At 72.1% G+C, this 23,824-nt stretch carries 19 protein-coding genes; 4 read left to right on the top strand and 15 right to left on the bottom strand.

The genetic code is table 11. The features are described from left to right. Window positions 1-128 precede the first annotated feature (128 nt). The 7 genes from OG562_RS28910 to OG562_RS28940 form a co-directional block, all read right to left on the bottom strand. Entirely contained in the window at window positions 129-1,199 is a 1,071-nt protein-coding gene (locus OG562_RS28910; protein ID WP_266402917.1) for a helix-turn-helix transcriptional regulator, read from the bottom strand. A gap of 1 nt (window position 1,200) precedes the next feature. Then, window positions 1,201-2,208, bottom strand: a complete 1,008-nt coding sequence (locus tag OG562_RS28915) for a DUF4097 family beta strand repeat-containing protein (protein ID WP_266402919.1) — start codon at window positions 2,206-2,208, stop codon at window positions 1,201-1,203. Window positions 2,209-2,470: 262 nt separating this feature from the next. Next, a complete protein-coding gene (locus tag OG562_RS28920) occupies window positions 2,471-2,653 on the bottom strand; it encodes a DUF6104 family protein (RefSeq protein WP_019058231.1) in 183 nt (60 codons plus the stop codon). Window positions 2,654-2,742: 89 nt separating this feature from the next. After that, window positions 2,743-6,579, bottom strand: coding sequence for a multifunctional oxoglutarate decarboxylase/oxoglutarate dehydrogenase thiamine pyrophosphate-binding subunit/dihydrolipoyllysine-residue succinyltransferase subunit (locus OG562_RS28925; RefSeq protein WP_266402924.1), 3,837 nt, complete (start codon window positions 6,577-6,579; stop codon window positions 2,743-2,745). A gap of 333 nt (window positions 6,580-6,912) precedes the next feature. Continuing rightward, entirely contained in the window at window positions 6,913-8,016 is a 1,104-nt protein-coding gene (locus OG562_RS28930) for a cell wall metabolism sensor histidine kinase WalK (RefSeq protein WP_266402926.1), read from the bottom strand. Further along, the gene (locus OG562_RS28935; protein WP_266402928.1) at window positions 8,013-8,753 is read right to left on the bottom strand and encodes a response regulator transcription factor; all 741 of its coding nucleotides are present in this window, start codon (window positions 8,751-8,753) and stop codon (window positions 8,013-8,015) included. The genes OG562_RS28930 and OG562_RS28935 overlap by 4 nt, the downstream gene beginning before the upstream one ends. Before the next feature lie 123 nt (window positions 8,754-8,876). Continuing rightward, a complete protein-coding gene (locus OG562_RS28940; RefSeq protein ID WP_266402930.1) occupies window positions 8,877-9,554 on the bottom strand; it encodes a spermidine synthase in 678 nt (225 codons plus the stop codon). A 231-nt stretch (window positions 9,555-9,785) separates the two neighbouring features. On the opposite strand from OG562_RS28940, the gene OG562_RS28945 reads away from it, so the two are divergent. After that, a complete protein-coding gene (locus OG562_RS28945; protein ID WP_266402933.1) occupies window positions 9,786-10,610 on the top strand; it encodes a rhomboid-like protein in 825 nt (274 codons plus the stop codon). On the opposite strand, the gene OG562_RS28950 is transcribed toward OG562_RS28945, so the two are convergent. From OG562_RS28950 to OG562_RS28985, 8 genes are all read right to left on the bottom strand, one after another. Next, window positions 10,583-11,284, bottom strand: coding sequence for an ATP-binding cassette domain-containing protein (locus OG562_RS28950; RefSeq protein ID WP_266402935.1), 702 nt, complete (start codon window positions 11,282-11,284; stop codon window positions 10,583-10,585). The two genes, OG562_RS28945 and OG562_RS28950, sit on opposite strands and share 28 nt — an antisense overlap. Continuing rightward, window positions 11,281-12,231 carry a zf-HC2 domain-containing protein gene (locus tag OG562_RS28955; RefSeq protein WP_266402936.1) on the bottom strand — a complete coding sequence of 317 codons (951 nt, stop codon included), beginning with the start codon at window positions 12,229-12,231 and terminating at the stop codon, window positions 11,281-11,283. Before OG562_RS28955 ends, OG562_RS28950 begins: the two co-directional genes overlap by 4 nt. After that, entirely contained in the window at window positions 12,228-13,526 is a 1,299-nt protein-coding gene (locus tag OG562_RS28960) for a hypothetical protein (protein WP_266402937.1), read from the bottom strand. The genes OG562_RS28955 and OG562_RS28960 overlap by 4 nt, the downstream gene beginning before the upstream one ends. After that, window positions 13,519-14,148 (bottom strand): RNA polymerase sigma factor, encoded by a 630-nt coding sequence (locus OG562_RS28965; RefSeq protein ID WP_266402938.1) that lies wholly within the window; start codon window positions 14,146-14,148, stop codon window positions 13,519-13,521. Before OG562_RS28965 ends, OG562_RS28960 begins: the two co-directional genes overlap by 8 nt. Before the next feature lie 136 nt (window positions 14,149-14,284). After that, a complete protein-coding gene (locus OG562_RS28970; protein WP_266402940.1) occupies window positions 14,285-15,853 on the bottom strand; it encodes a sulfatase in 1,569 nt (522 codons plus the stop codon). Between the two features lie 218 nt (window positions 15,854-16,071). Further along, window positions 16,072-17,091, bottom strand: coding sequence for a DUF5954 family protein (locus OG562_RS28975; RefSeq protein ID WP_266402941.1), 1,020 nt, complete (start codon window positions 17,089-17,091; stop codon window positions 16,072-16,074). Window positions 17,092-17,245: 154 nt separating this feature from the next. Continuing rightward, entirely contained in the window at window positions 17,246-17,935 is a 690-nt protein-coding gene (locus OG562_RS28980) for a GNAT family N-acetyltransferase (protein ID WP_266402943.1), read from the bottom strand. A 112-nt stretch (window positions 17,936-18,047) separates the two neighbouring features. Next, window positions 18,048-18,983 carry a LysR family transcriptional regulator gene (locus OG562_RS28985; RefSeq protein ID WP_266402946.1) on the bottom strand — a complete coding sequence of 312 codons (936 nt, stop codon included), beginning with the start codon at window positions 18,981-18,983 and terminating at the stop codon, window positions 18,048-18,050. Window positions 18,984-19,116: 133 nt separating this feature from the next. On the opposite strand from OG562_RS28985, the gene OG562_RS28990 reads away from it, so the two are divergent. From OG562_RS28990 to OG562_RS29000, 3 genes are all read left to right on the top strand, one after another. Continuing rightward, entirely contained in the window at window positions 19,117-20,415 is a 1,299-nt protein-coding gene (locus tag OG562_RS28990) for an MFS transporter (RefSeq protein WP_266402948.1), read from the top strand. Window positions 20,416-20,534: 119 nt separating this feature from the next. Next, window positions 20,535-22,958 carry an endopeptidase La gene (gene lon / locus OG562_RS28995; protein ID WP_266402950.1) on the top strand — a complete coding sequence of 808 codons (2,424 nt, stop codon included), beginning with the start codon at window positions 20,535-20,537 and terminating at the stop codon, window positions 22,956-22,958. Window positions 22,959-23,323: 365 nt separating this feature from the next. Further along, the gene (locus tag OG562_RS29000; RefSeq protein WP_266409600.1) at window positions 23,324-23,794 is read left to right on the top strand and encodes a MarR family winged helix-turn-helix transcriptional regulator; all 471 of its coding nucleotides are present in this window, start codon (window positions 23,324-23,326) and stop codon (window positions 23,792-23,794) included. Window positions 23,795-23,824 lie beyond the last annotated feature (30 nt).

The raw sequence follows: 23,824 nt of genomic DNA on the forward strand, positions 1-23,824 counted from the left end.
CGGCGTCCTGACGGAGACGGCATGGGCCGGGAGGGCCGGGAGGACCGGGAGGTCGACGGACCGGGTGGGCCGGTGGGAAGCGGGGGGCCGGGGTCGGCGGTCGTGCTCTGTCGCCGACAGGCGGCCCCTCACCCCTCCGTTCCCCGCAAGATCCCCCCGATGTGCGCCGCCGCCCTCGCCAGATGGCCGCGGGCCTCGTGGAGTTGGCCGGCGGTGACGCCGTGGTCGCGGGCCGCGTCGCGGATGTCGTCGCGGAAGCGGTCGAGGAGGCGGTCCAGATCGCGGACCGGGTCGCCGCTGGACTCCTCGTGGGCCCAGGCGGGCTCGTAGTCGGCCGGAAAGTCCTCCGGGGTCCGGGAGTACTCCGGGCGGGCGGTGGCCGACGACTCCGTACCGCCGCCGGCGGGACGGCCGAAGCCGAAGTCCTTGCCGAACTCCTTGCCGTAGTCCTTCCCGAACTCCCCGAACTCCTTGGCCAGTTCGGTCAGGCCCTCCCGTACGCCCGTCGGCCAGTCGCCCCGCGCGAAGTGGTCCTGGACCTGTTCCTGGACCCGCCGGGCGATGCGCTGCATCTCCTCCTGCGCCTGGGACCGGGCGTGGTCCTGCGCCTCCTTGGCCTGGCGGCGGGCCCGCTGGGCCTCGTCGCGGGCGCGGCGGCTCTCGTCCTTGGCGCGCCGGGCCTGCTCCTTCCACTCCTGCTTGACGCGGCGCATCTCCTCCTTGGCGACGCGCCACGACTCCTTGTCGCCGAACTCCCCGTGCTCGCCGTGGTCCCCGTGATCCCCGGGGGCCCCCTGCGGGGACGCGCCCTTGCGGGCCTGGGAGGCCGCCGCCCGCATCTCGCGCCGCAGATCGCCCGCCGCGCCGCGCACGTCGGCCCGGATCTCCGCGGCCAGCTCGGCGACGGACTCGCGGATCTCCAGTTCCAGGTCGGCCAGTTCGCCGCTGCGGTCGGCCAGTTCGGCACGGCCGGCGTCCGTGATGGCGTACACCTTGCGGCCGCCCTCGGTGGTGTGGGTGACCAGACCCTCGGCCTCCAGCTTGGCCAGGCGCGGGTACACCGTGCCCGCCGACGGCGCGTACAGCCCCTGGAAGCGCTCTTCGAGGAGGCGGATCACCTCGTAGCCGTGGCGAGGGGCCTCGTCCAGCAGCTTCAGCAGATAGAGGCGGAGACGGCCGTGGGCGAAGACGGGGGGCATGTCAGAGCACCTTCTTGTCGGTCGTGCTGTCGGCCGGGCCGTCGGAGGGACTCTCGTCGGAGGGACTCTCGTCGTCCGGGCCGGAAACGGAATTGTCCCCCGAAGAAGAGCGCGGGTCGGATCGCGGCCCGTCCTGCCCCCCTGCCCCTGCCCCCGTCTCCGCTTCCGTCCCCGTTTCCGGCTCCGCGTCCCAGGGCTGGTCCTCCGCCGGAGGCCTCCGCAGCAGGGCGATCGAACCGGAGACCGTCGTCGCCTTCAGCCTGCCGTTGCCCGCGCCGAGGCGGCCGGTGATCCGCTTGGGGCCCCACTGGCCGCCGACGCGGAGGTCCTCGAAGGCGTTGGAGACCGAGCCGCTCGCGGTGTTCGCGTCGACCTGGGCGTCCGTCGGGTGGGGCAGCCGGATGGCGATCTCGCCGGAGACGCTGGACAGGCTGACGTCGGTCCGGCGGCTCGCCGGGTCAAGGTCGATGATCATCGAGCCGCTCACCGACTCGGCCTTCACGGAGGACCCCGCCTCGACCACGGTCAGGTCCCCGGAGACGGAGTTGAAGCTCAGGTCGCCCGTGAGGGCCTGGGCCTCCACGTTCCCCGAGACGGTGTGCGCGTGGACCGGGCCGGCCAGGCCCACCAGCGTCGTGTCCCCGGTGACCCCCCTCAACTGGGCGCTCCCCGCGATGCCGGAGACCACCGCCCCGGCGCTCACCACGCCCACCTCCACCCGCGTGGAGGCCGGCACCGCGAGCGAGACGACGACGCTGCGCCGCCATCCCTTCCGGTCGAGCCACTTGAGGAAGCCCTTCCAGGGCAGGTCCTCGTACGCCACCGTCAGGGTCCCCTCGCGCTGGGTCACGACCAGGGGCGGTCCCTCGATGTGGGAGACCTCCAGGCGGGCGGGGCCTTCGTCCGTGCCCACCACGTTCACCGTTCCGTTGACGACGCGCACGTGCAGTTCTCTCACGGGCTCGTCGAATGAGAGCTTCCTCGGTTCGGTGACGGACCACTCGGACATGGTGCAGACCTCCTAGACAGCGCAGCGCAGCACAGCACAGCGCAACAGTCACGACACGCCATATCGCGTCTCCCGTAAAACACGATATATCGCGGCTGTCGAAAGTCAAGACACACAGAAGGGAGGGGCGTCCATGGACGCCCCTCCCGAAAACCGCCGCGCACTGCCGCGCACTGCCGTGTATCGCCGTGCACTACCGCGCACCGCCGTGCTAGCCGCGCATCGCTGTGAACCGCTGCGAGCGAGCTATCTGCTCATCGACCTACTCGTCGTCCTCGTCGTCGTCCAGTCGCGCCAGCCAGGTCGCCAGGCGCTCCACCGGCACCTCGAAGTCCGGGTTCAGGTCGACGAACGTACGCAACTGCTCGGCGAGCCACTCGAAGGTGACCTCCTCCTCGCCGCGCCGCTTCTCCAGCTCTTCGATGCCACGGTCGGTGAAGTACATGCCGTCAAGGATAAATGCGCGGAAACGGCCGGGCCGCACCCCCGGAAGAGGGGGTGCGGCCCGGCCGCGTACGGCGTGCGCGAGAGCGGTTACGCGTCGAACACCTCACGCACCAGCTGCTCCTGCTCGGCCTGGTGGCGCTTGGCGGAGCCGACGGCCGGGGACGAGCCGTGCGGCCGCGAGATGCGACGCAGGCGCTCGCCGTGCGGGACGTCCGCGCCGACCGCCAGGTCCAGGTGGTCGATCAGGTTCAGGGCGATGAACGGCCACGCGCCCTGGTTGGCCGGCTCCTCCTGGGTCCACAGGTACTTCTCGGCGTTCGGGTACTTGTTGACCTCCGCCTGGAGCTCCGCGCCCGGCAGCGGGTACAGGCGCTCGATGCGGATGATCGCCGTGTCCGTGACACCGCGCTTCTGCCGCTCGGCCTCCAGGTCGTAGTAGACCTTGCCGGCGCAGAAGACGACCTTCTTGACGGCGGCCGGGTCGACCGACGCGTCGCCGATGACCGGGCGGAACTGACCGGTCGTGAACTCCTCCGTCTTCGACGCGGCGGCCTTGAGGCGCAGCATCGACTTCGGGGTGAAGACCACCAGCGGCTTGTGGTGCGGGTTGTGCACCTGCCACCGCAGGAGGTGGAAGTAGTTCGACGGGAGGGTCGGCATGGCGACCGTCATGTTGTTCTGGGCGCAGAGCTGGAGGAAGCGCTCGACGCGGGCCGAGGAGTGGTCCGGGCCCTGGCCCTCGTAGCCGTGGGGGAGGAGGAGCGTGACGCCGCTCGTCTGGCCCCACTTCTGCTCGGCCGCCGAGATGTACTCGTCGACCACCGTCTGCGCGCCGTTGACGAAGTCGCCGAACTGCGCCTCCCACATCACGAGCGCGTCGGGGCGGGCCAGCGAGTAGCCGTACTCGAAGCCCATGACCGCGTACTCGGACAGGAGGGAGTTGTAGACGTTGTAGCGCGCCTGGTCCTCGGCGAGGTACTGGAGCGGGGTGTGCTCCTCGCCCGTCTCGCGGTCGATGAGGACCGCGTGGCGCTGGCCGAAGGTGCCCCGCTGGGAGTCCTGGCCGGACAGCCGGACCGGGGTGCCCTCCAGGAGGAGGGAGCCGACCGCGAGGGTCTCGCCCATGCCCCAGTCGATCGTGCCGTCCTCGACCATCCCCGCCCGGCGCTGCAGCTGCGGCAGCAGACGCGGGTGCACGTGGAAGTAGTCGGGGATGTTGACCTGGGACTCGGCGATCCGCTTGACGACCTCCGTGGAGATGGCGGTGTTCACGGCGACCGGGAACTCCGCCTGCGGGTCCGACACCGGGCCCACGCTCGCCTGGGCCGTGACGGCCTCGCGGACCTCCGTGAAGACCTTCTCCAGCTGCCCCTGGTAGTCCTGCAGGGCCTGCTCGGCCTCTTCCAGGGTGATGTCGCCGCGACCGATCAGGGACTCGGTGTACAGCTTGCGCACCGAGCGCTTCTTGTCGATCAGGTCGTACATCAGCGGCTGGGTGAAGGCCGGGTTGTCCGACTCGTTGTGCCCGCGGCGGCGGTAGCAGATGAGGTCGATCACCACGTCCTTGTTGAACGCCTGGCGGAACTCGAAGGCCAGCCGCGCGACGCGGACCACGGCCTCCGGGTCGTCGCCGTTCACGTGGAAGATCGGGGCCTCGATCATGCGGGCCACGTCCGTCGCGTACATGGAGGAACGCGAGGACTCGGGGGCCGCGGTGAAGCCGACCTGGTTGTTGATGACGATGTGGACCGTGCCGCCGGTGCGGTAGCCGCGCAGCTGCGACATGTTCAGGGTCTCGGCCACCACGCCCTGGCCCGCGAAGGCCGCGTCGCCGTGCAGGGCGACCGGCAGGACCGTGAAGTCCGTGCCGCCCTTGTTGATGATGTCCTGCTTGGCGCGGCTGATGCCCTCGATGATCGGGTCGACCGTCTCCAGGTGGGACGGGTTGGCGGCCAGCGAGACCTTGATCTGCTCGCCGTCGAGGCCGGTGAAGATGCCCTCGGCCCCCAGGTGGTACTTGACGTCGCCGGAGCCGTGCATCGACTTCGGGTCGAGGTTGCCCTCGAACTCGCGGAAGATCTGCGCGTACGACTTGCCGACGATGTTGGCCAGCACGTTCAGCCGGCCGCGGTGGGCCATGCCGATGACGACCTCGTCCAGCCGGGACTCGGCGGCCGAGTCCAGCACCGCGTCGAGCAGCGGGATGACGGACTCGCCGCCCTCCAGGGAGAAGCGCTTCTGGCCGACGTACTTCGTCTGCAGGAAGGTCTCGAAGGCCTCCGCCGCGTTCAGCCGGCGCAGGATGCGCAGTTGCTCCTCGCGCTCCGGCTTGGTGTGCGAGCGCTCGATGCGGTCCTGGATCCACCGGCGCTGCTTGGGGTCCTGGATGTGCATGAACTCGACGCCGGTGGTGCGGCAGTACGAGTCGCGCAGCACGCCGAGGATGTCGCGCAGCTTCATCAGCGACTTGCCGGCGAAGCCGCCGACCGCGAACTCGCGCTCCAGGTCCCACAGGGTGAGCCCGTGCTCGGTGATGTCCAGGTCGGGGTGCTTGCGCTGGCGGTACTCCAGCGGGTCGGTGTCGGCCATGACGTGGCCGCGGACCCGGTAGGAGTGGATCAGCTCGAAGACGCGGGCGGCCTTGGTGACGTCGTCGTCGTGGCTGGCGTCGATGTCCTTGAGCCAGCGGACCGGCTCGTAGGGGATGCGCAGCGCCTCGAAGATCTCGTCGTAGAAGCCGTTCTCGCCGAGGAGGGAGTTGGCGACGACGCGCAGGAACTCGCCGGAGGCCGCGCCCTGGATGACCCGGTGGTCGTAGGTCGACGTGAGCGTCATGACCTTCGAGATGCCGAGCTTGTTCAGGGTGTCCTGGGAGGTGCCCTGGAACTCCGCCGGGTAGTCCATCGAGCCGACGCCCATGATGACCGACTGACCGGGCATCAGACGCGGCACGGAGTGGACGGTGCCGAGGCCGCCGGGGTTGGTCAGGGAGACCGTGACGCCGGTGAAGTCGTCCATCGTCAGCTTGCCGTCGCGGGCGCGGCGGACGATGTCCTCGTAGGCCTGCCAGAACTCGAAGAAGTTCAGCGTCTCGGCCTTCTTGATGCCGGCCACGACGAGCTGACGGTCGCCGTTGGGCTTCACCAGGTCGATGGCCAGGCCGAAGTTGACGTGCGGCGGCTTGACGAGGGTGGGCTTCCCGTCCTTCTCAGCGAAGTGCCAGTTCATCGACGGCATGGCCTTGATGGCCTGCACCATCGCGAAGCCGATCAGGTGCGTGAAGGAGATCTTCCCGCCCCGGGCGCGCTTGAGGTGGTTGTTGATGACGATGCGGTTGTCGAACAGCAGCTTCACCGGGACCGCGCGCACGGACGTGGCCGTGGGCAGCTCCAGGGAGGCGTTCATGTTCTTGGCGACCGCGGCGGCCGGGCCGCGCAGCGTCACGAACTCCGGCCCCTCCGCGGGCGCGGCGGGCGCGGCGGCGGCCGGAGCGGGCTTCGCGGCGGCCGGCTTGGCGGCGGCCGGAGCGGCCTGCACGGGAGCGGGAGCCGCAGCCGGGGCGGCCGGAGCCGGAGCGGCCGGAGCTGCTGCCGCGGGCTGCGCGGGAGCAGCCGGGGCCGGCACGGGAGCCGGGGCGGCGGGCGCGGCCTGCGCCGGGGCGGCGGGTGTGGGGGTCGTGGTGGTCCCTGCGGCCCCCGCGGCCGCAGTACCCGCCGGAGCCGGGGAGGGCGTGGCCGCCCCCGGCTTGTAGTCGGCGAAGAAGTCCCACCAGGCACGGTCTACCGAATTCGGGTCCTGGAGGTACTGCTGATAGATCTCGTCGACGAGCCACTCGTTCGGTCCGAACGCGGCCGCGGGGTTCTTGCCCGCTTGGTCTGCGTCGGTCGAGATGCTCGATGCGTTACTGGGGGACTGTGGCGACACGGCGGCAACCGCCCTCTTCCGCTTCACAAGGTGATGGACAGCGGGAATAAAGGCTACGCCCCCCAGAGGGTGAAGGTCAGGTCGGGCTGCCGCATCGTCGCGTAAGTCACATCGGAAAGTGCGTTTCGCGGGTGGAAATGGCGGGAAACAAGCGCGGTTGCGCTGCAAAATGGAATGCCTTGTCGCAGGTCGCGCACGCCTGGCGTGCGGACCCGTGCGGACCTGGACCGACCTGCGCCGGGTCCTCTGCCTGATCACACGTGTCTCGCTGTGCGGACGTCCGTGGATCTTGTGGCTCCGGTTCGAACTTTACGTCAACTTGGCACGGATGGCTTATCCCGGCAGGGTGACAAGAATCCGGCAACCCCGTTCGGATTCGGCCACGCCGATCCGGCCGCCGTGCAGATCGACCGCCCAGCGGGCGATCGCCAGCCCCAGTCCCGTGCCGCCGTCGCTGCCCGGACCGTGCGGCCGGCGGACGGCTCCCCGGTTGAACCGCTCGAACACCCGGTGCCAGTCCGAACGCGGAATGCCGGGCCCCTCGTCCAGGACCTCCAGCTCCAGCGACTCCGGCAGCGGCCCGCGCCGCGCCTTCACCGTCACCCGGCCGTGCGGCGGACTGTGCTTGACCGCGTTGTCGATCAGGTTGGCGACGACCTGGTGGATGCGCTCCGGGTCCGCCAGCGCGGTCAGCTCCGGCGGCGAGACCTCCAGGTGCAGATGCACGTCGGTGCGCGTGTGATTGCCGCCGGATCCCATGCTCGCGCGCGCGGAGGACACCATGTTGGCCTCCTTCAGCACGCCCGACAGGTACGGCCACACCTCGAACCGCCGCTTGCGCAGGGGTACGACGCCGTTGTCCAGCCTGGACAGGTCCAGCAGCGTCTCGACCAGCCGCCCGAGGCGCTCCGTCTGCTTCAGCGCCGTGCGCATCGTCTCGGGGTCGGCCTCGGCGATGCCGTCGACCACGTTCTCCAGAACGGCCCGCAGACCCGCGATGGGGGTGCGCAGCTCGTGCGAGACGTTGGCCACCAGCTCCTTGCGCTGCCGGTCCTGCGCCTCCAGCTCGTCCGCCATCACGTTGATCGTCTGGGCCAGGTCGCCCAGCTCGTCGCGGCGGTTCTCGCGCACCCGGCGGGTGTAGTCGCCGTGCGAGATGGAGCGGGCGACCGCGTTCATCTCGTCCAGCGGAGAGGTGAGCGAATGGGCCACGAACTGCGTGATCAACAGTGTGGCGATCATCGAGAAGACCGTGATGAAGCGCAGCTCCGTCTTGGTGTGCACCGCGATCATCGAGAGACCGGTGGTGATCAGCACCGAGATGACGACCAGCGCGCCCAGCTTGGTCTTGATCGAGAACGGCCGTACGCGGCCCCAGGGCTCCCCGGGGCTGCTCGGTCCGCCGGGGCTTCTCGGTCCGTCCGGCCCGCTGCTCATGGCGTCGGCGTCTCCAGTGCGTAGCCCACTCCGTGCACCGTGCGAATCCGCTCGGCCCCGATCTTCCGGCGCAGTGCCTTGATGTGGCTGTCGACGGTACGGGTCCCGGAGGCGTCCGCCCAGTCCCAGACCTCCGCCAGCAGCTGCTCACGGGAGAGCACCGCGCGCGGGGTGTTCGCCAGGCAGACCAGCAGGTCGAACTCGGTGGGCGTCAGATGCACGTCCTCCGAGCGCACCCGCACCCGGCGCTGTGCGTGGTCGATCTCCAGCTCGCCGAGCCGCAGGATGCCGCTGCGGGGCGTCGTGGCCGCGACCGCGGCCCGCTCCACCCGGCGCAGCAGCACGTGCACGCGGGCCGCCAGCTCCCGCATCGAGAACGGCTTGGTCATGTAGTCGTCCGCGCCCACGCCGAGCCCGACCAGCATGTCGGTCTCGTCGTCGCGCGCGGTGAGCATCAGCACCGGCACCGGACGGGCCGCCTGCACGCGACGGCAGACCTCCAGACCGTCGAAACCGGGCAGCATGATGTCGAGGATCAGCAGGTCCGGCTGCCAGGCCTCCGCGGTGTCGACGGCCGCCGGGCCGTCGCCGGCCGTTTGCACGAGGAATCCCTCCGCGCGCAGGCGGGCCGCGATGGCGTCGACGATCGTCGGGTCGTCCTCGACGACCAGCACACGGCGCTGTGCGCCGGGGGTCGCCGTCGTCGTGCCGTTGTGCGAGGTGTGTGTCTGCTCCATCGCCCGCCCCTGAAGTGTGCTTTTCGGAACCAGTGGGGTGGTCCCTTGTCTGCGCATGACTGCGGTTGACACCTAAATGATCGGCGTCAGGGCAGCAGCGTACGGGGAGCCGCCACGGCTTTGCTATCCAGGTCGGACGGCGACGTGCACGACGTCCGGCACGCCTCGGGCAACCGGGATCTCTTCGGTACGCACCTGTTGGAACCCGGCATTCCTCATGGTTCCCTCGAATTCCGGAGAGGGCTGGGCGGACCACACCGCCAGTACCCCACCGGGTCTCAACACCCGTGCACAGCTTGCGAGTCCGGTCGGAGAGTACAGGCCTTCGTTGCCCTCGGTGACGGTCCAGTCGGGGCCGTTGTCGATGTCGAGGCATACCGCGTCGAACGTGTCCGAAGTCTCATTGACGTAGTCGAGCAGATCCGTTTCGACGATCTTCGTCCGCGGGTCGGCGAGCGCCGGTCCGGAGAGGGCGGCCAGCGGGCCGTCGCGATGCCAGTCGACGACGGCGCTCTCCCGCTCGACGACGGTGATACGGCCCCAGCGGGGATCGGCGGCCGCGTGGGCGAGCGAGAAGCCGACGCCCAGGCCGCCGATCAGCACACCGGGCGACGGACGGGCGTCCAGCGCGGCCAGCGCCGCGTCGACGAGCAGCCGCTCCGAGCGGCCGTCGGACGTGTCCATCAGGAAGCAGCCGTTGGCGATGATCTGGAGCAACTCCCCGTGCCGGCGCAGGACCACCTCGCCGTAAGGGCCCTCGCGACGGTCCAGGACTTCGGGGATGTCGTACGGGATGGGCATCGGCCCATCCTGGCACTTCTCTGACGGACTGTTGACGGAATTCCGGCGGGGTCGGCGCAGGCGGCGGACGCCTGTTCGGGAGGCAGGTGGCGGACGCCTGTTCGGCAGATCTGAGCGTGGGCCTTGAGAAGCCTCAGAGGTTCCTGAGAATCGGTCCCCACGTGGCGTCGGTCACAGACAGGGGACAGGTGCGGCGCGAAGGCTGGGGCGAAACGGAAGGAGCGCCTCACGATGGAACGCGTCGATCGCGTGCAACACCCGAGCCTGCCCCTTCCCGAGGCCTCCGGGCTGCCCGGCGTCTCCGGACTGCTGGACGGGATGCCCCGCCAGCGCACCCCCGAACAGCACTGCCGGCGCACCCCCGAACGGACGGCCCGCCCGAACCCGCCGGTCGAGACGGCCTCCCGCCGCCTCCGCCACCGGATCCCCGTCCCCGTTCCCTTCACCCTCGGCTACGCGGCCGTCCTCGCCGTCACCTCCTACATCACCGCGCACGCCGACCCCGCCCTCCTGCACGCCCTGCACCAGGGCTCCAGCACCGACGTGGCGCACCTGCTGCGCACGCCCGTCCTGGTGCTGGCCGCCAGCGCCCTGTGGGTGGCCGGCGGACTCACCTCCCCCTTCACCCTGGTCTTCCTGCTCGTCCTCGCCCTGCTGGAGCGGCGCATAGGCGGCGTCCGCACCGCCGTCGTCTTCCTGCTCGGGCATGTCCTGGCCACCCTCGCGACCGAGGTCCCGGTGGGCCTGGCCGTGCTCGTGGGCCATCTCCCCGACAGCTCGCTGCACCGCCTCGACTACGGCATCAGCTTCGGCGTCGCCACCTGCGTCGGCGCACTGGCCGGTCTGCTGCGCCCATGGCTGCGCTGGCCGCTGCTCACGGTCTTCGGCGGGATGCTCCTCCAGGACCTGATCGCCTTCACGGACCCCATGACGAACTGGGGGCACCTGATCGCCCTGACGATCGGCGTCGCGCTCTGGCCTTGGGTCGGGCGGTGGCGGCTGGGCCAGGTCCCAGGGGAGGCCCTGGCTCACTCCGGGGGCACGAAGGCGTCGTAGCCGCCGGCCGCGTCCAGCGCCGCGGGCGGGCCGTGGAACACGACGCGCCCGCCGAGCAGGATGGTGGCGTCCGCACAGACTCCGCGTACGTCCTCCGCCAGCAGATGGGTCGACAGCACGATGCACGAGGTGCGGCCCAACTCGCGCACGAGCGCGTGGAAACGGGCCCGCTGCCCGGGATCCAGACCGACCGTCGGCTCGTCCAGGAGGAGCAGTTCGGGCGTGTTGACCATCGCCTGGGCGATGCCGACGCGCTGTTTCATGCCGCCGGACAGCGTCTTCAGCCGGTGCCCGAGGCGTTCGGTGAGCCCGACCGCCGACGCGGACGTCTCCACCGCCCGAGGGATCCGCCCGCCCGGCATGTCCCGCAGCCAGGCCGCGTACGCCAGGAACTCGCGCACGGTGTAGCGGGGGAACACCCCGAACTCCTGCGGGAGATAGCCCAGCCGACGCCGGATCTCCAGCCGCTGGGCGGGCACGCGGGGGTCGCGGCCCAGCAGGGCGACGCTGCCCTCGGTGGGGCCGGCCGCCGTCGCCAGGACGCGCAGCAGGGTCGTCTTCCCCGCGCCGTTCGGACCGAGCAGCGCGTGCACCCCGGGCCCCAGGCGCAGCTCGACGCCGTCCAGGAGCAGGGCCCCACGGCGTCGTACGGACATGCGTTCGATGCAGATCATCGGGCGCCCACCCGGCTGAAGGCGTGGCGGCGCAGGATCAGGAGTTCGGCGAGGACGGCGGAGAGGGTGCTGAACGCCGTCATCCCGACCGCGTCGAGGAGCTTCAGCTGCACCCCTTCGAGGACGTGCGTCATCCGGTCGCCGTCGCCCCCCTTGGGCGGTTTCGGCAGCTGTTCCGCCAGCAGGTACACGAGCGCCAGCCAGCCGCAGCCCGTCGTCAGCGCCGCCGTCCAGCTGCCCAGGTACGAGCTGAGCAGCAGCGTCGCCAGGGTCACCGTCAGACAGGGCAGCAGCCAGCCCGCCGAGGTGTACGGCGACAGGTCGTCGCGCGGCATCAGGGCCGCCGCGCCCGTCAGCAGCGGCACGCACGCCATCAGGGTCTGCGCGGTGCGCAGCAGCAGGATGCGCAGGCCGCCCGCCGGGGTGGTGCGGGTGACCTCGGCGAACGGATCGGCGCGGCCGCCGTAGCTGCCCGCCACGCAGAGCACCGGCAGCACCGGAGCGCTGAGCAGGAGCAGCAGCCGGGGCGTGGGCGACTGGCTGAGGTGACCGAACAGCACCCCCAGCCCGCACACACAGGCCACGGCCGCGAGCCACGACAGCCGCAGCCCCTGCGGCGGCGCGAACCAGGAGGGCGGACCGAGCCGACGCGCGGGCCGCCCCGACGGGGGCGCCGGTACCGGTACCGGCGGGCGCGGGGTCACGCCGACACGGTCCATCAGGGACCGGTGCAACGCATCCAGCCGCACCCCGTACGGGCCTTGTCGTACGGCGTTCTCGACCGCGTCCGCACAGCGCGGGCAGCGCAGAAGGTGGGCCTCCGCGCCGTCGCGCAGACCGGCGCCGAGGCGTCCCCGGGCGTAGGCGGTCACCCAGGCGGCGGGGAGATGGGGGGTGTCGGAGGGGAGGGGGGCGGCGGGCGCGGGGCGGGTGTGGTGTTCGGTCATCGGGGCGTCTCCTTCGGCAGAGGAGGGAGGGGGCCGCCCGCTCGGAGCTGGGCCAGGAGCTGACTCAGCCAGGCGGAGCGGGGGGCGGGGGGAAGCGCGGAGAGGTGGTGGACCAGGTCGCGTACGGCGAGATTGGCGCGGGCCAGGCGGTATTCCGGGGGCAGGAGCCAGTCGGTGACGGCGGCGACGAGCAGTGCGTCGCCCCCCTGCCGGGTCGTGTCGGAGGCGACGATGTACTGGGCGGTCTGCTGGAAGCGCTCGGCGCGTGAGGCGTCGAGGTGGACCGTGACCACGGGGCCCTCGCCGTAGCAGCACCAGCCGGAGGAGGAGCCGGACCACGGATCGGAGGTGGCGAGATAACTGACGGGAGCGCCGTGTACCCCGGCCAGGCGGTCGGTGAAGTGAGCGGCCACCTCGGCCACCTCGGTCCGCTGGGCCGCGCGGTCGCCCGGCAGACAGATGGACGGCGGGCCGAACGAGCAGTGCACACCGATGATCCCGACGCCCGAATCCACCTTCCCACGCGGCAGGAGCTCCAGGACGGAGAGGGCGAGCACGACCACGAGCAGCAGCCCCGGGACGAGCCGGCGGCGCATGCGCAGGACGAGGACCGTGACGGCGACGGTCAGCAGCAGGACCAGCGCGGCCCAGGGCAGCCAGGCGTCCTCAAGGGGGAGCGAGGAGAGGTACGGCCGCTCGGACGGGAACGCGTACCCGAGGACGTCACGGTCCGTCCCCGCCCCCCACACCGTGAACGGCGTGACGATCAGCGGCACGACCCGCAACGGCAGCAGGGCCCCCAGGGCGTGCGCCGTGCAGACCGTGGCGGTCAGCACGCCGAGGGCGTAGGCCGCCATGGGCCACGGCGGCCCTCCCCACGGGACGGTCGGCCAGGCGATCGCCAGCATGGCCAGCAGCGCCGTGCCGTAGACGGCCAGCGGCCACAGCACCGAGGGCGCGAAGGACAGCAGGGCGCGCGCCCAAGGACCGCGCGGCGAGCTCTCGTCGGTCCAGCCGGTCCTGGCCCGCGCCTCCAGACCGCCCTGCCAGCAGGCGAACAGCGCGGCGAACGGGAGCACGATGTTGAGGCTCCCGTGGATGTGCCGTGACACGTCGAACCAGTCGTCCCGCCAGGCGGAGTAGGTCTGCCGGCCTGCGATCGCGAGGATCCCCGCGAGCACCGAGGCCCCCGCCGGCCACACCCCGCGCCGCAGCCGGGCCCGCACCACTCGGGGGTGCCCGCGCCGGCGGACGCGGAGCCGGGGGAACGGGAACGGCCCCTCGATGTCAGTCATCGCTCTCGCCCCCGCCCTCGTCGCCCTCGGCCCTCCGCTGCTCGCCCTCGCGTCCCTCGCCCTCGTCTCGCAGCAGCTCGCGCAGCCGGGCCAGGCCCCGGGTCGCGTGGGCCGTGACGGTGCCGGGGCGCAGGCCCAGACGTCCGGCCGTCTCCTCGACGGTGAGCTGCTCGAAGTAGCGCAGCCCGAGGACCTCGCGCTGCCGGGCGGGCAGTCGGGCGAAGGCCCGGGCCAGGGCCGGCGAGTCCGGGAAGGAGGCGAACAGGCGCTCGTCGGCGGACGGCGCGACGGCCTCTTCGGGGACGAACCGTTCCCGTGCCGCCCGGTCGGCGCGCGCCCAGGAGCGTTCGTGGGCGCGGCTCAGATCGACGGCCCGGCACCCGGCTATCCGTAACAGCCAGGCCCGTGCGCTTCCCTCGTGGAACTGCGAGGCGCTCTTCCAGACGGACAGAAACGTCTCCTGCACCGCCTCCTCGATCACGTCGACGGGAAAACGGCGGTGGAGCAGATACGCGAGCACCAGCCCCGAGCGGCGTGCGATCAGCGTGGACAGCGCCTCCTCGCTGCCCTCCGCGATCGCGCGCACCAGGTGGTTGTCGTCGTCCGGCGGGTCGTCTGACATCACGCCGACTAGACCGACGGGTGGGGCACGTGATGCTGCGTCACCGGGGACGGACTTCACGCCTGCAGGAGAGAGCGCGAGGCAACCAGTGGGCGTACGGACGCCTGCGCGCCCCTTTTCTGCGCCCAGCGCTCTCTCAGACGCCCCGCGCCCCCGCCAGCCCCCGGGCCAGCGCAGGGACGCCGAGCCGTCGCTCCTGCGCGGGGCTCGCGCCGTAGAGCAGGTTGGTCAGTTGGTGCGGGTCGGCGCGCAGGTCGTAGTACTCGCGGAAGAGGACCTCGCCGGAGCCCTGCGGGCGGCCGTCGGCGTCGAGGCGACCGCGGTAGTACTCGGTGTACTGCTCGCTCTTCCCGACGTACGACGCCCAGGTGTGGATCGGCGTCTTGTCCTGGCGGTTCCACCACCACTCGGCGAGGAGGTGGTCGCGGTCGTTGCGGGCGTCGAGGAGGGAGTGGCCGTCGTGCGGGGTGTCGGGGGCGACGCCGGCCGCGGCCAGGAAGGTCGGCGCGATGTCGACATGGCCGGTGAGCCGGTCGTCCGTGCCGCCCCTGGCCAGTCCGCCCGCCGGCCACGACATCAGGAACGGCACCTCCAGGCTCGGCCGGTAGGGCACCGACTTGCGCAGCCAGCCGTGGTCGCCCCAGCACAGGCCGTGGTCGCTGGTGAACAGCACGAGCGTGTTCTCCAGCTGACCGAGCTCGCGCAGCTTGTCGCGGAAGTCGCGCATCGCGTCGTCGACGGAGAGCAGGGTGCGCAACTGACGGGTGCGCAGGGCGGATCCCTGGGCGAAGGAGTGCTTCGCCGCGCGCAGGAACGGTGGCTTGTCCGCCTTGCCGGCCCCGCCGGTCTCGAAGACCGAGGGCCGGCCGTTCCAGACGGGCACGCGCGTGTGCGCGTACTTCCGCTCCGGGATGTTCAACTCGTGCGACGCGCGCGTGGCGACGTACGCGAACCAGGGGCGGGTGTCCGTGCGCGAGCGCTCGATGAAGGCGAGGGCGCGGTCCTTGATGACGGTGGTGTTGTAGCCGGGGACGGTCCGGACCGTCCCGTTGTCGTTGTAGTGGCCGTTGTTGTAGGCCACCGGCTCCTGGAGCAGCCACTCGTCGAAATGGGGCGGGTCGTCGGCGGGCCGCCAGTAGTTCAGGTACTTGCCGAACAGGCCGGTACGGTACCCGGCCTCGTGCAACTGCCGCTGGACGGTGGTGCGCTGGTCCAGGTGGGTGGGGTGGCGGGTGTCGAGGACGCCGTGGTGGTGGGCGTACCGGCCCGACATGATCGAGGCCCGGGAGGGCGCGCACAGCGGGGTGTTGGCGTGGGCCCGCGCGAAGGTCACGCCGTCGCGGCCGAGCCAGTCGACGGTCTGCCGCAGCGCCCAGTCGGTCTCCTTGGGCTGGTCGTCGGTGAGGACCAGAAGGATGTTGGGCCGGTGGTCGGAGCGCAGACGCGGGCTGGGCGTGGGCGTGGGCGGGGGAGCAGGGGCGGGCGCGGACGTCGCGCTTCGGTGCGCGGCCGGGGCGGGGGTGGCGGCGGCCGGGGTCCGCCCGTCGCCCCCGGTGCGGGTCGCGCGGACCGCGAGCGGGACGGCGACGGCAGCGGCGGCGATCGCGGTGGCTCCGGCGACGAGGGCGCGACGACTCGGGCGGTTCGAACGGCGGCTCGGGCGACGGCTTGGACGGTGGCCGTCGCGGGCATCGGGTGCATGCACCGCGTCCGGCGTGGTCGGCGTATCCGGTGTATTGGGTGTATTGGGTGTATTGGATGTGTTCGGTATGTCTGGTGTGCCTGGCGTGTCTGGCGTGTCGCTCACGTCGTCCCCCGAGTCCTGTCCCGCTCTGCCCCTGTTCGGGCGGCTGCGTGCTGTGAACCGGCTTGCAGTGTGCGTGAGTTGCCTGTGAGCGCCGTTGCGGGGGTGTGTCGGGTCGGTCAGTCGTCGTACTGGACGGTGCCGTCCTCGTGCAGGGTCGGGTGCATCTTCATGGGGCCGTAGTCGTCGACGTCCGAAGGGCGGGGCGGCTCGGGGCCGTCGGGGCCCATGCGGACCATCCGTTCGACCCGGCAGATCCGGAACAAGCGGTCGTCCACGCTCGCCTCGTCGGCCCGCCCGGCCGCCCGGAACGCCTCGGCGGCCTGCGCGTACCGGGCCTTCTTCTGCTCGTCGAAGCGGTGCAGCAGCGCCCAGTCGCGGTCCAGTCCGTAGTACAGCGAGCGGCGCGCCTCGTGCGGGGTCCCGAGGACGGACCCGCGCGGGGTCCAGTTCACGCCGTCGCGTTCGGCCACCGAGAAGCCGACGGGCAGGCGGACGACGTCCGGGTGCGTCGTGGCCGCCCGCGCCGAGTCCGCGCGTACGTCGGCGGGGAAGCGGGAGCCCGTGTAGACGAAGTCGCGCAGGCCCAGCCGTAACGCGCCCGCCATCGGGCTCTCGTCCCGGTCGGGGTCGAGGACGAAGTCCACGTCCGGCGACGGGGTGCCGCCGCGCTCCTCCCAGGAGGGGTCCGCGGGCTCCGGGTCGGTGGGGCGGGGCGGCTCCAGACCGTCGTCGCCGGTCCGGGCGAACTCGTCGCCGCGCACCACCCGGTAGCGCACGCCCAACGCCTCCACCTCGTCGGCCGGCTCGCGCTCCAGCACGGCCACGGCCGCGAGCAGCCCGCGCCGGGCCGCCGGGTCGTCGACGCCGTCCTTCGCCGTGAACCACAGATGCGAGTTCAGCCCGTCCCTGGCCTGCTGGGGCATGCCGTCGATCACCGGTTTCAGCAGCCGCCAGCGTGGCTCGGCGGCGGCCGGATCCCGCGCGGCGACGCCGAAGACGGGCCCGCGCAGCGCGATGTGCGGGTAACGCCGGGAGGCCTCCACCGCGTCCGCCTCCGTCACCCAGGCGACCGGATCGTCACGGCGGACCAGATCCGCGTGGAGGGCGTCGAGTCGTCGCTTCCAGTCATCGGTCATATGCGCATTGTGGTCGCGGTGCGGGGCGACTTCGGGCCGAATGCCGGAAGTGGGCGGGGACGGGGTGGGGGCTGTCCGCCCCGTCGGCTGCCCGCCTCGTCGGCTGTCCGCTCCTTCAGCGCCCGTTCCCGTGAGCCGCCCGTCCGCGTGTGCTTCAGTCGCCCGCCCCGGTGAACTTCGCGTTGGTCAGCATCGCCGCCACGTGCCAGCCCAGGGTCTCGTACAGGGCCCGGCCCGCCGGGGTCCCGGCCAGCACGCCGGTGCGCGCGCCCTCGGCGGCCGCCGTGGCCTGGAGTGTCCGCATCACCAGGCTGCCCAGTCCCCGCCGCTGGTGTGCGGGGGCCGTCTCGATCTGGTCGAAGACGGCCTCGGTACCGGCCTTGGCGCCGGCATCGCTCAGGGCGACCTGGCCGCGCGCCGCGAGCGAACCGTCGGGAGCGGCCACGAGCAACCGCCGGACACCGCCGACCGACCAGCCGCGCATCCGGTACCCGGCCGGGATCTCGGGGGCCTCGGACGCCTCCGCGCGCGCGTGCCCCGGCGTCAACGGCACGGTCATGAGATAGCCCGGCTCGGGGTTGATCCACCACCCGTCGCCCAGCCATCCCCCGACCACCGCCGGGTTCTGGAACACCTTGAGACAGACCCCCGCCCCGGTCACTCCGTCGGCCACCTTGCGCACCGCGCCCTCCGGGACGTCGTCGCCGAGCGCCTCGAAGACATGCCGCGACACCTGGTTGATCTGCCCCACGTCGACGGTGAACCCCCAGGGCTCCCGGACCGGCGGAGCGGCCCCGCGCGACACGACCCAGCCGTCCACCCAAGCCCGCACGAGTCCGTCCATGCCATTCCCCCCGCTAGGAGTACCGGTGAGTATCGGTAAGGGCCGCCTATGGCAATCACCTATTACTTGCGATGATAGACCTCCGGGTTCCCGCGCCGCCAGCCGTTGTCGATCAGCGCGGAACCACCCAGCCCGGCGCCCAGGTCCCGGCGGCGTCGTGGCCGGCCGTCGTGGCGGCGAGGTGGGCGCGGAGGGTGGCCAGCGCCGGGTGGGGGTTGTCGCGGCGCCAGAGGAGCGAGTGCGGGTAGACGGGCGTCGGGTCGGTCACCGGGATGCGGCGCAGGCCGTGGTCGGCGGGCCAGATGAGGCGGGTCTGCCCGCCCATGAAGGTGGCCAGGGCCGGGGTGTCGGCGATGGTGTCGAGGAGTGCGTCGGAGCCGAAGTTGGGGCCGGTCGCCTCGATGGTGAGGCCGAACTCGGCGACGAGGTCGTCGTAGTAGGCGGCCCACTCGGTGCCGGGGACGATGCCGGGCATCCAGATCCGGTGCCCGGCGAGCTGGGCCAGGGGCACCGACCGGGCGCCCGCCAGCGCGTGGGCGGGGCCGGTGAGGAGCTGGAGCGGCTCGTCGAGCACCCGGACGGACTCGATGTCCTCGGGAAGGGGACGGCCGGGCACGGCGACGGCGCGGAAGGACGCGTCGATCGCACCGGACCGGATGGCGGCGACGGCCGTCTCGATGTCGAACAGCATCAGCACGTCGAGCTCGATGTCGGGGTGCGCGCGGTGGAAGCCGCGCATCAGACCCGACGGCGCGCTGCGCGAGGCGATCACGTCGACGCGCAGCGGACGGCGGCCGGTGCGCACGGACGCGACCGCGCGCTCGGCGACGCGCAGGAGCTCGCGCGCGTGGGGCAGGAACGCCTGCCCGTCGATGGTGAGCTCGGCGCCGCGCGCGGTACGGGTGAACAGTCGCACGCCGAGGTTGCGCTCCAGCGCGGCGATGCGCTTGGAGGCGGCCTGCTGGGTGATCGCCAGCTCGGCGGCGGCCTCCTGGAACCGCCCCGCGTCGGCGGCGGCGACGAAGGTCCGGACGGTGTCGAGGTCCATGCCGACATCCTATGGATACAACCGTTGGTTGTGGCTGATGCCTCTGTGGTTGTTTGATTCCTGGTGGCGGTGCTCGCTTTGATGCTTCCGATCGCGGATCGGTTGTGCGGGTGAGTGGCGAGGGGCGTCGGGCATGAAGAGCGGGCACCGGCTGGGACAGCTGCTCGGACAGGGGCTGGGGCGGCGGTTCGGATGGCTCTGGGGGGCGTACGGGGTCAGCGCGCTCGGCACATGGCTCGCCTTCGGCGCGTTCCCGCTGATCGCCATCCGGGTGCTGCACGCCGGACCGGCCGAGGTCGCCGCGCTCTCCTCCGTGGGGGCCGTGGTGGGCGCGGCCGCGGCGGTGCCGCTGGGCCCGTGGGTGGAGTTCCGCCGTAAGCGGCCGGTGCTGATCGCGATGGACCTGGTGCGGTTCGCGGCGCTGCTGACGATTCCCGCCGCGTTCGCGCTCGGTGTGCTCACCTTCCTTCAGCTTCTGCTGGTCTCGATCGTCGTCGCGGCGGCCGACATCACCTTCCGCGCCGCCTCCGGCGCGTACCTGAAGACGTTGCTGCCGGCCGAGGACCTGCTCGTCGCCAACGCCCGATTCGAGTCGACGGCCTGGACGACCACGATCATCGGACCGCCGTTGGGCGGCGCGGCGATCGGGCTCCTGGGTCCGGTGGCGACGGTGGTTGCCGACGCGGTCAGCTACCTGCTCTCGGCCCTGGGCATCCGCGCGATGGGCGGCCATGAGCCGCGGCCCGAGCGCCGGGAGGCCGCGCGCATGCGGGCCGGGGACCTGCTCGACGGTTGGCGGTACATCCTCGCCGACGCGACGCTGCGTCCGCTGTTCTTCAACACCGCCTTGTTCAACGGCCTGGTGATGGCCGCCCAGCCGCTGCTGGCCGTCCTGATGCTCGGCCGGCTCGGGTTCGCGCCGTGGCAGTACGGCCTCGCCTTCGCCGCGCCCGCGATCGGCGGACTGCTCGGTTCACGGCTGGCCCGACCGCTCGTCACCCGGTTCGGGCAGCGCCAGGTCCTGGTCGTGGCCGGGACGCTGCGCGCCATCTGGCCCGTCGGCCTGGCCTTCCTGGGGCCGGGCGTCGGAGGGCTGCTGCTGGTGATGGGCGTCGAGCTCGGGCTCATCTTCTGCTGCGGGGTCTTCAATCCCGTCCACGCCGCCTACCGCCTCGAACGCACCGCGACCGGCCGGGTCGCCCGCACACTGTCCGCCTGGGCGGTGACGACCAAGGCCACGACCGCGCTCCTGACAGCCCTCTGGGGCGTGCTGGGCAGCCTGCTCGGCCCGCGCACGGCCATCGGCCTGGCCGGCGTGCTCCTGCTGGCGACCCCGCTGCTGCTCCCCCGCCGCGCGACAGCGCTTCTCTCCGCGCCGGAGCCGGAGCCGACGCCGGAGTCACAGCCACAGCAGGCGCAGGACCGTGCCTGACAGGCTGCCTACAGAGCAGCCGTGATCGCTGACAGCGAACGGCAGGCATCGTGGGGAACATTCGAGGGCTCATGTGCATTGAGTCGGCATAGCTCAACTTGACTGCCGAAGGGGAGATCATGGCATCGACGTCCATTCCGCTCACTCTGCCCGTGCTGCCGCTCGATGACGAGGTCGTGCTCCCCGGCATGGTGGTTCCGCTGGACCTCAACGACACCGACGTACGCGCCGCGGTGGAGGCCGCCCAGGCCGCCGCGCGCTCGGAGCCCGGAAAGCCGCGGGTGCTGCTGGTGCCGCGCATCGACGGGACGTACGCGAGCACCGGTGTGCTCGGCACCGTCGAGCAGGTCGGCCGACTGGCCGACGGCGACCCGGGCGCGCTGATCCGCGGTCGAGCCCGTGTGCAGATCGGCGCGGGCACGACCGGCCCGGGAGCCGCGCTGTGGGTCGAGGGCACGAGGCTCGAGGAGACCGTGCCCGAGCCGCTGCCCGGTCAGGTCGCCGACCTCGTCAAGGAGTACAAGGCGCTGGCCACCGCCTGGCTGCGCAAGCGCGGAGCCTGGCAGGTCGTCGACCGCGTCCAGGCCATCGACGACGTCTCCACGCTCGCCGACAACTCCGGCTACTCGCCGTTCCTGACCACCGAACAGAAGGTCGAGCTCCTGGAGACCGCCGACCCGGTCGCCAGACTGAAGCTCGCCGCCCAGCAGTTGCGCGACCACCTCGCCGAGCAGGACGTCGCCGAGACCATCGCCAAGGACGTCCAGGAGGGCGTCGACAAGCAGCAGCGCGAGTTCCTGCTCCGCCGCCAGCTCGAAGCCGTCCGCAAGGAGCTGCGCGAGCTGAACGGCGAGTCGGAGGGCGAGGAGTCCGACGACTACCGCGCCCGCGTCGAGGCCGCCGACCTGCCCGAGAAGGTCCGCGAGGCCGCCCTCAAGGAGGTCGACAAGCTGGAGCGGTCCTCCGACCAGTCCCCCGAGGGTTCCTGGATCCGCACCTGGCTGGACACCGTCCTCGAACTCCCGTGGAACGACAGGACGCAGGACGCGTACGACATCCGGGGAGCCAAGGCGATCCTGGACGCCGAGCACGCGGGCCTGGAGGACGTGAAGGAGCGGATCACCGAGTACCTCGCGGTGCGCAAGCGGCGCGGCGAGCGCGGTCTGGGCGTCGTCGGCGGTCGGCGCGGCGGGGCGGTGCTGGCCCTCGTCGGCCCGCCCGGCGTCGGCAAGACCAGCCTCGGCGAGTCCGTCGCGCACGCCATGGGCCGCAAGTTCGTCCGCGTGGCGCTCGGCGGCGTCCGCGACGAGGCCGAGATCCGCGGCCACCGCCGTACGTACGTCGGCGCGCTGCCCGGGCGGATCGTGCGGGCGATCAAGGAGGCCGGGTCCATGAACCCGGTGGTCCTGCTCGACGAGATCGACAAGGTCGGCTCCGACTACCGCGGCGACCCGGCCGCGGCGCTCCTGGAGGTCCTGGACCCGGCCCAGAACCACACCTTCCGGGACCACTACCTGGAGGTGGAGCTGGACCTGTCGGACGTCGTGTTCCTGGCGACGGCCAACGTCCTGGAAGCCATCCCGGAGGCCCTGCTCGACCGTATGGAGCTGGTCCGCCTCGACGGCTACACCGAGGACGAGAAGGTCGTCATCGCCCGCGACCACCTGCTCCCGCGCCAGCTGGAGCGGGCGGGCCTGGCCGAGGACGAGGTGACGCTCGACGAGAGCGCGCTGCGCAAGCTCGCCGGCGAGTACACACGCGAGGCCGGCGTCCGCACCCTGGAGCGGTCCATCGCCCGGCTGCTGCGCAAGGTCGCGGCCCAGCACGAACTGGGCGGGCGGAAGCTGCCGTTCACCGTGACGGACGGCGATCTGCGCGCTCTGATCGGCCGGCCGCACCATGTGCCCGAGTCCGCCCAGGACCCGGCCGAGCGCCGGACGGCGGTGCCCGGTGTCGCCACCGGCCTCGCGGTCACGGGCGCGGGCGGCGACGTCCTGTACGTCGAGGCGTCGCTGGCCGACCCGGAGACGGGCGCGGCGGGGCTGACCCTGACCGGCCAGCTCGGCGACGTGATGAAGGAGTCGGCGCAGATCGCGCTGAGCTTCCTGCGCAGCCACGGAGCCGAACTGGAGCTGCCGGTGGCCGACCTGAAGGACCGGGGCGTGCACATCCACTTCCCGGCGGGCGCGGTCCCCAAGGACGGCCCGAGCGCGGGCGTCACGATGACCACGGCCCTCGCGTCCCTGCTGTCCGGCCGTCCGGTCCGCACCGACGTGGCGATGACCGGCGAGGTCTCCCTCACCGGGCGGGTCCTGCCGATCGGCGGCGTGAAGCAGAAGCTGCTCGCCGCGCACCGGGCGGGCGTGACCACCGTGGTCATCCCCAAGCGCAACGAGCCCGACCTGGACGACGTGCCCGCCGAAGTGCTGGACAAGCTCGACGTCCACGCCGTGACGGACGTCCGCCAGGTACTGGAACTGGCCCTGTCGCCGGCCGCCGACGGCGCGCGGGTGCAGGATTCACAGGCTCCGGTCGCGGCGTGACGGACGCGACCGGATAGGGCGAGGCCCGGGCTCCCGCGAGGGAGCCCGGGCCTTCGCCGTGTCGGCCGTGTCGGCCGTGTCGGCCGTGTCGGCCGTGTCGGCCGTGTCGGCCGTGTCGGCCGTGTCGGCCGTGTCGGCCGTGTCGGCCGTGTCGGCCGTGTCGGCCGTGTCGGCCGTGTCCGCGGGGGCCCGCCGTCGGCCCCCGCCTGCGAAATTGCGAAATACTGTCGGAGCTGCGGCGATGACGGGGATCGGCGGATCGGCGAGAACTTTCAGGATCGGGACATCGGATCAGAGGTGCTGACGTGCACGAGGACGGAAACGGCGACGGACGGGGCGGCGAATCCGCGGCCCTGCCGCGTGGTCTGGAGTCGCGAGGGCTGGAGTCGCGTGGTCTGGAGCCGGGCGACCGGGAGTTCCTCTCCCTGGAGCGCGAGCTGACGGTGCTGCTGCGGCGCGCCCGTGCCAACCAGGGAGAGATGGCCCGCGAGGTCCACCCGGACCTGGAGTCCGCCGCGTACGGCCTCCTCGTGCGGCTGGAGGAGCTGGGCCGCCAGCGGGCCACCGAGCTGGCCGCCTACATCGGCGTCGGCAAGGCCACCATGTCCCGTCAGCTGCGCGCCCTGGAGGAGCTCGGCCTGATCGCCCGCGAGCCGGACCCGGCGGACGGCCGCGCCTGGCTGGTCGACCTCACCCCCGAGGGCCGCACCCGCGTGACCCGGGTCCGCGAGGCCCGCCGCGGCCGCTACGTCAGCCAGCTCTCCCACTGGGACCGCCTCGAGGTCGCCGAACTGGCCCGACTGCTGCACCAGCTGAACCTGGGCATGGAGAAGTAGCCGCCGAGCTCCCCGGCCCAACCCCGCCCC

Source organism: Streptomyces sp. NBC_01275 (assembly GCF_026340655.1).
Taxonomy (GTDB): domain Bacteria; phylum Actinomycetota; class Actinomycetes; order Streptomycetales; family Streptomycetaceae; genus Streptomyces.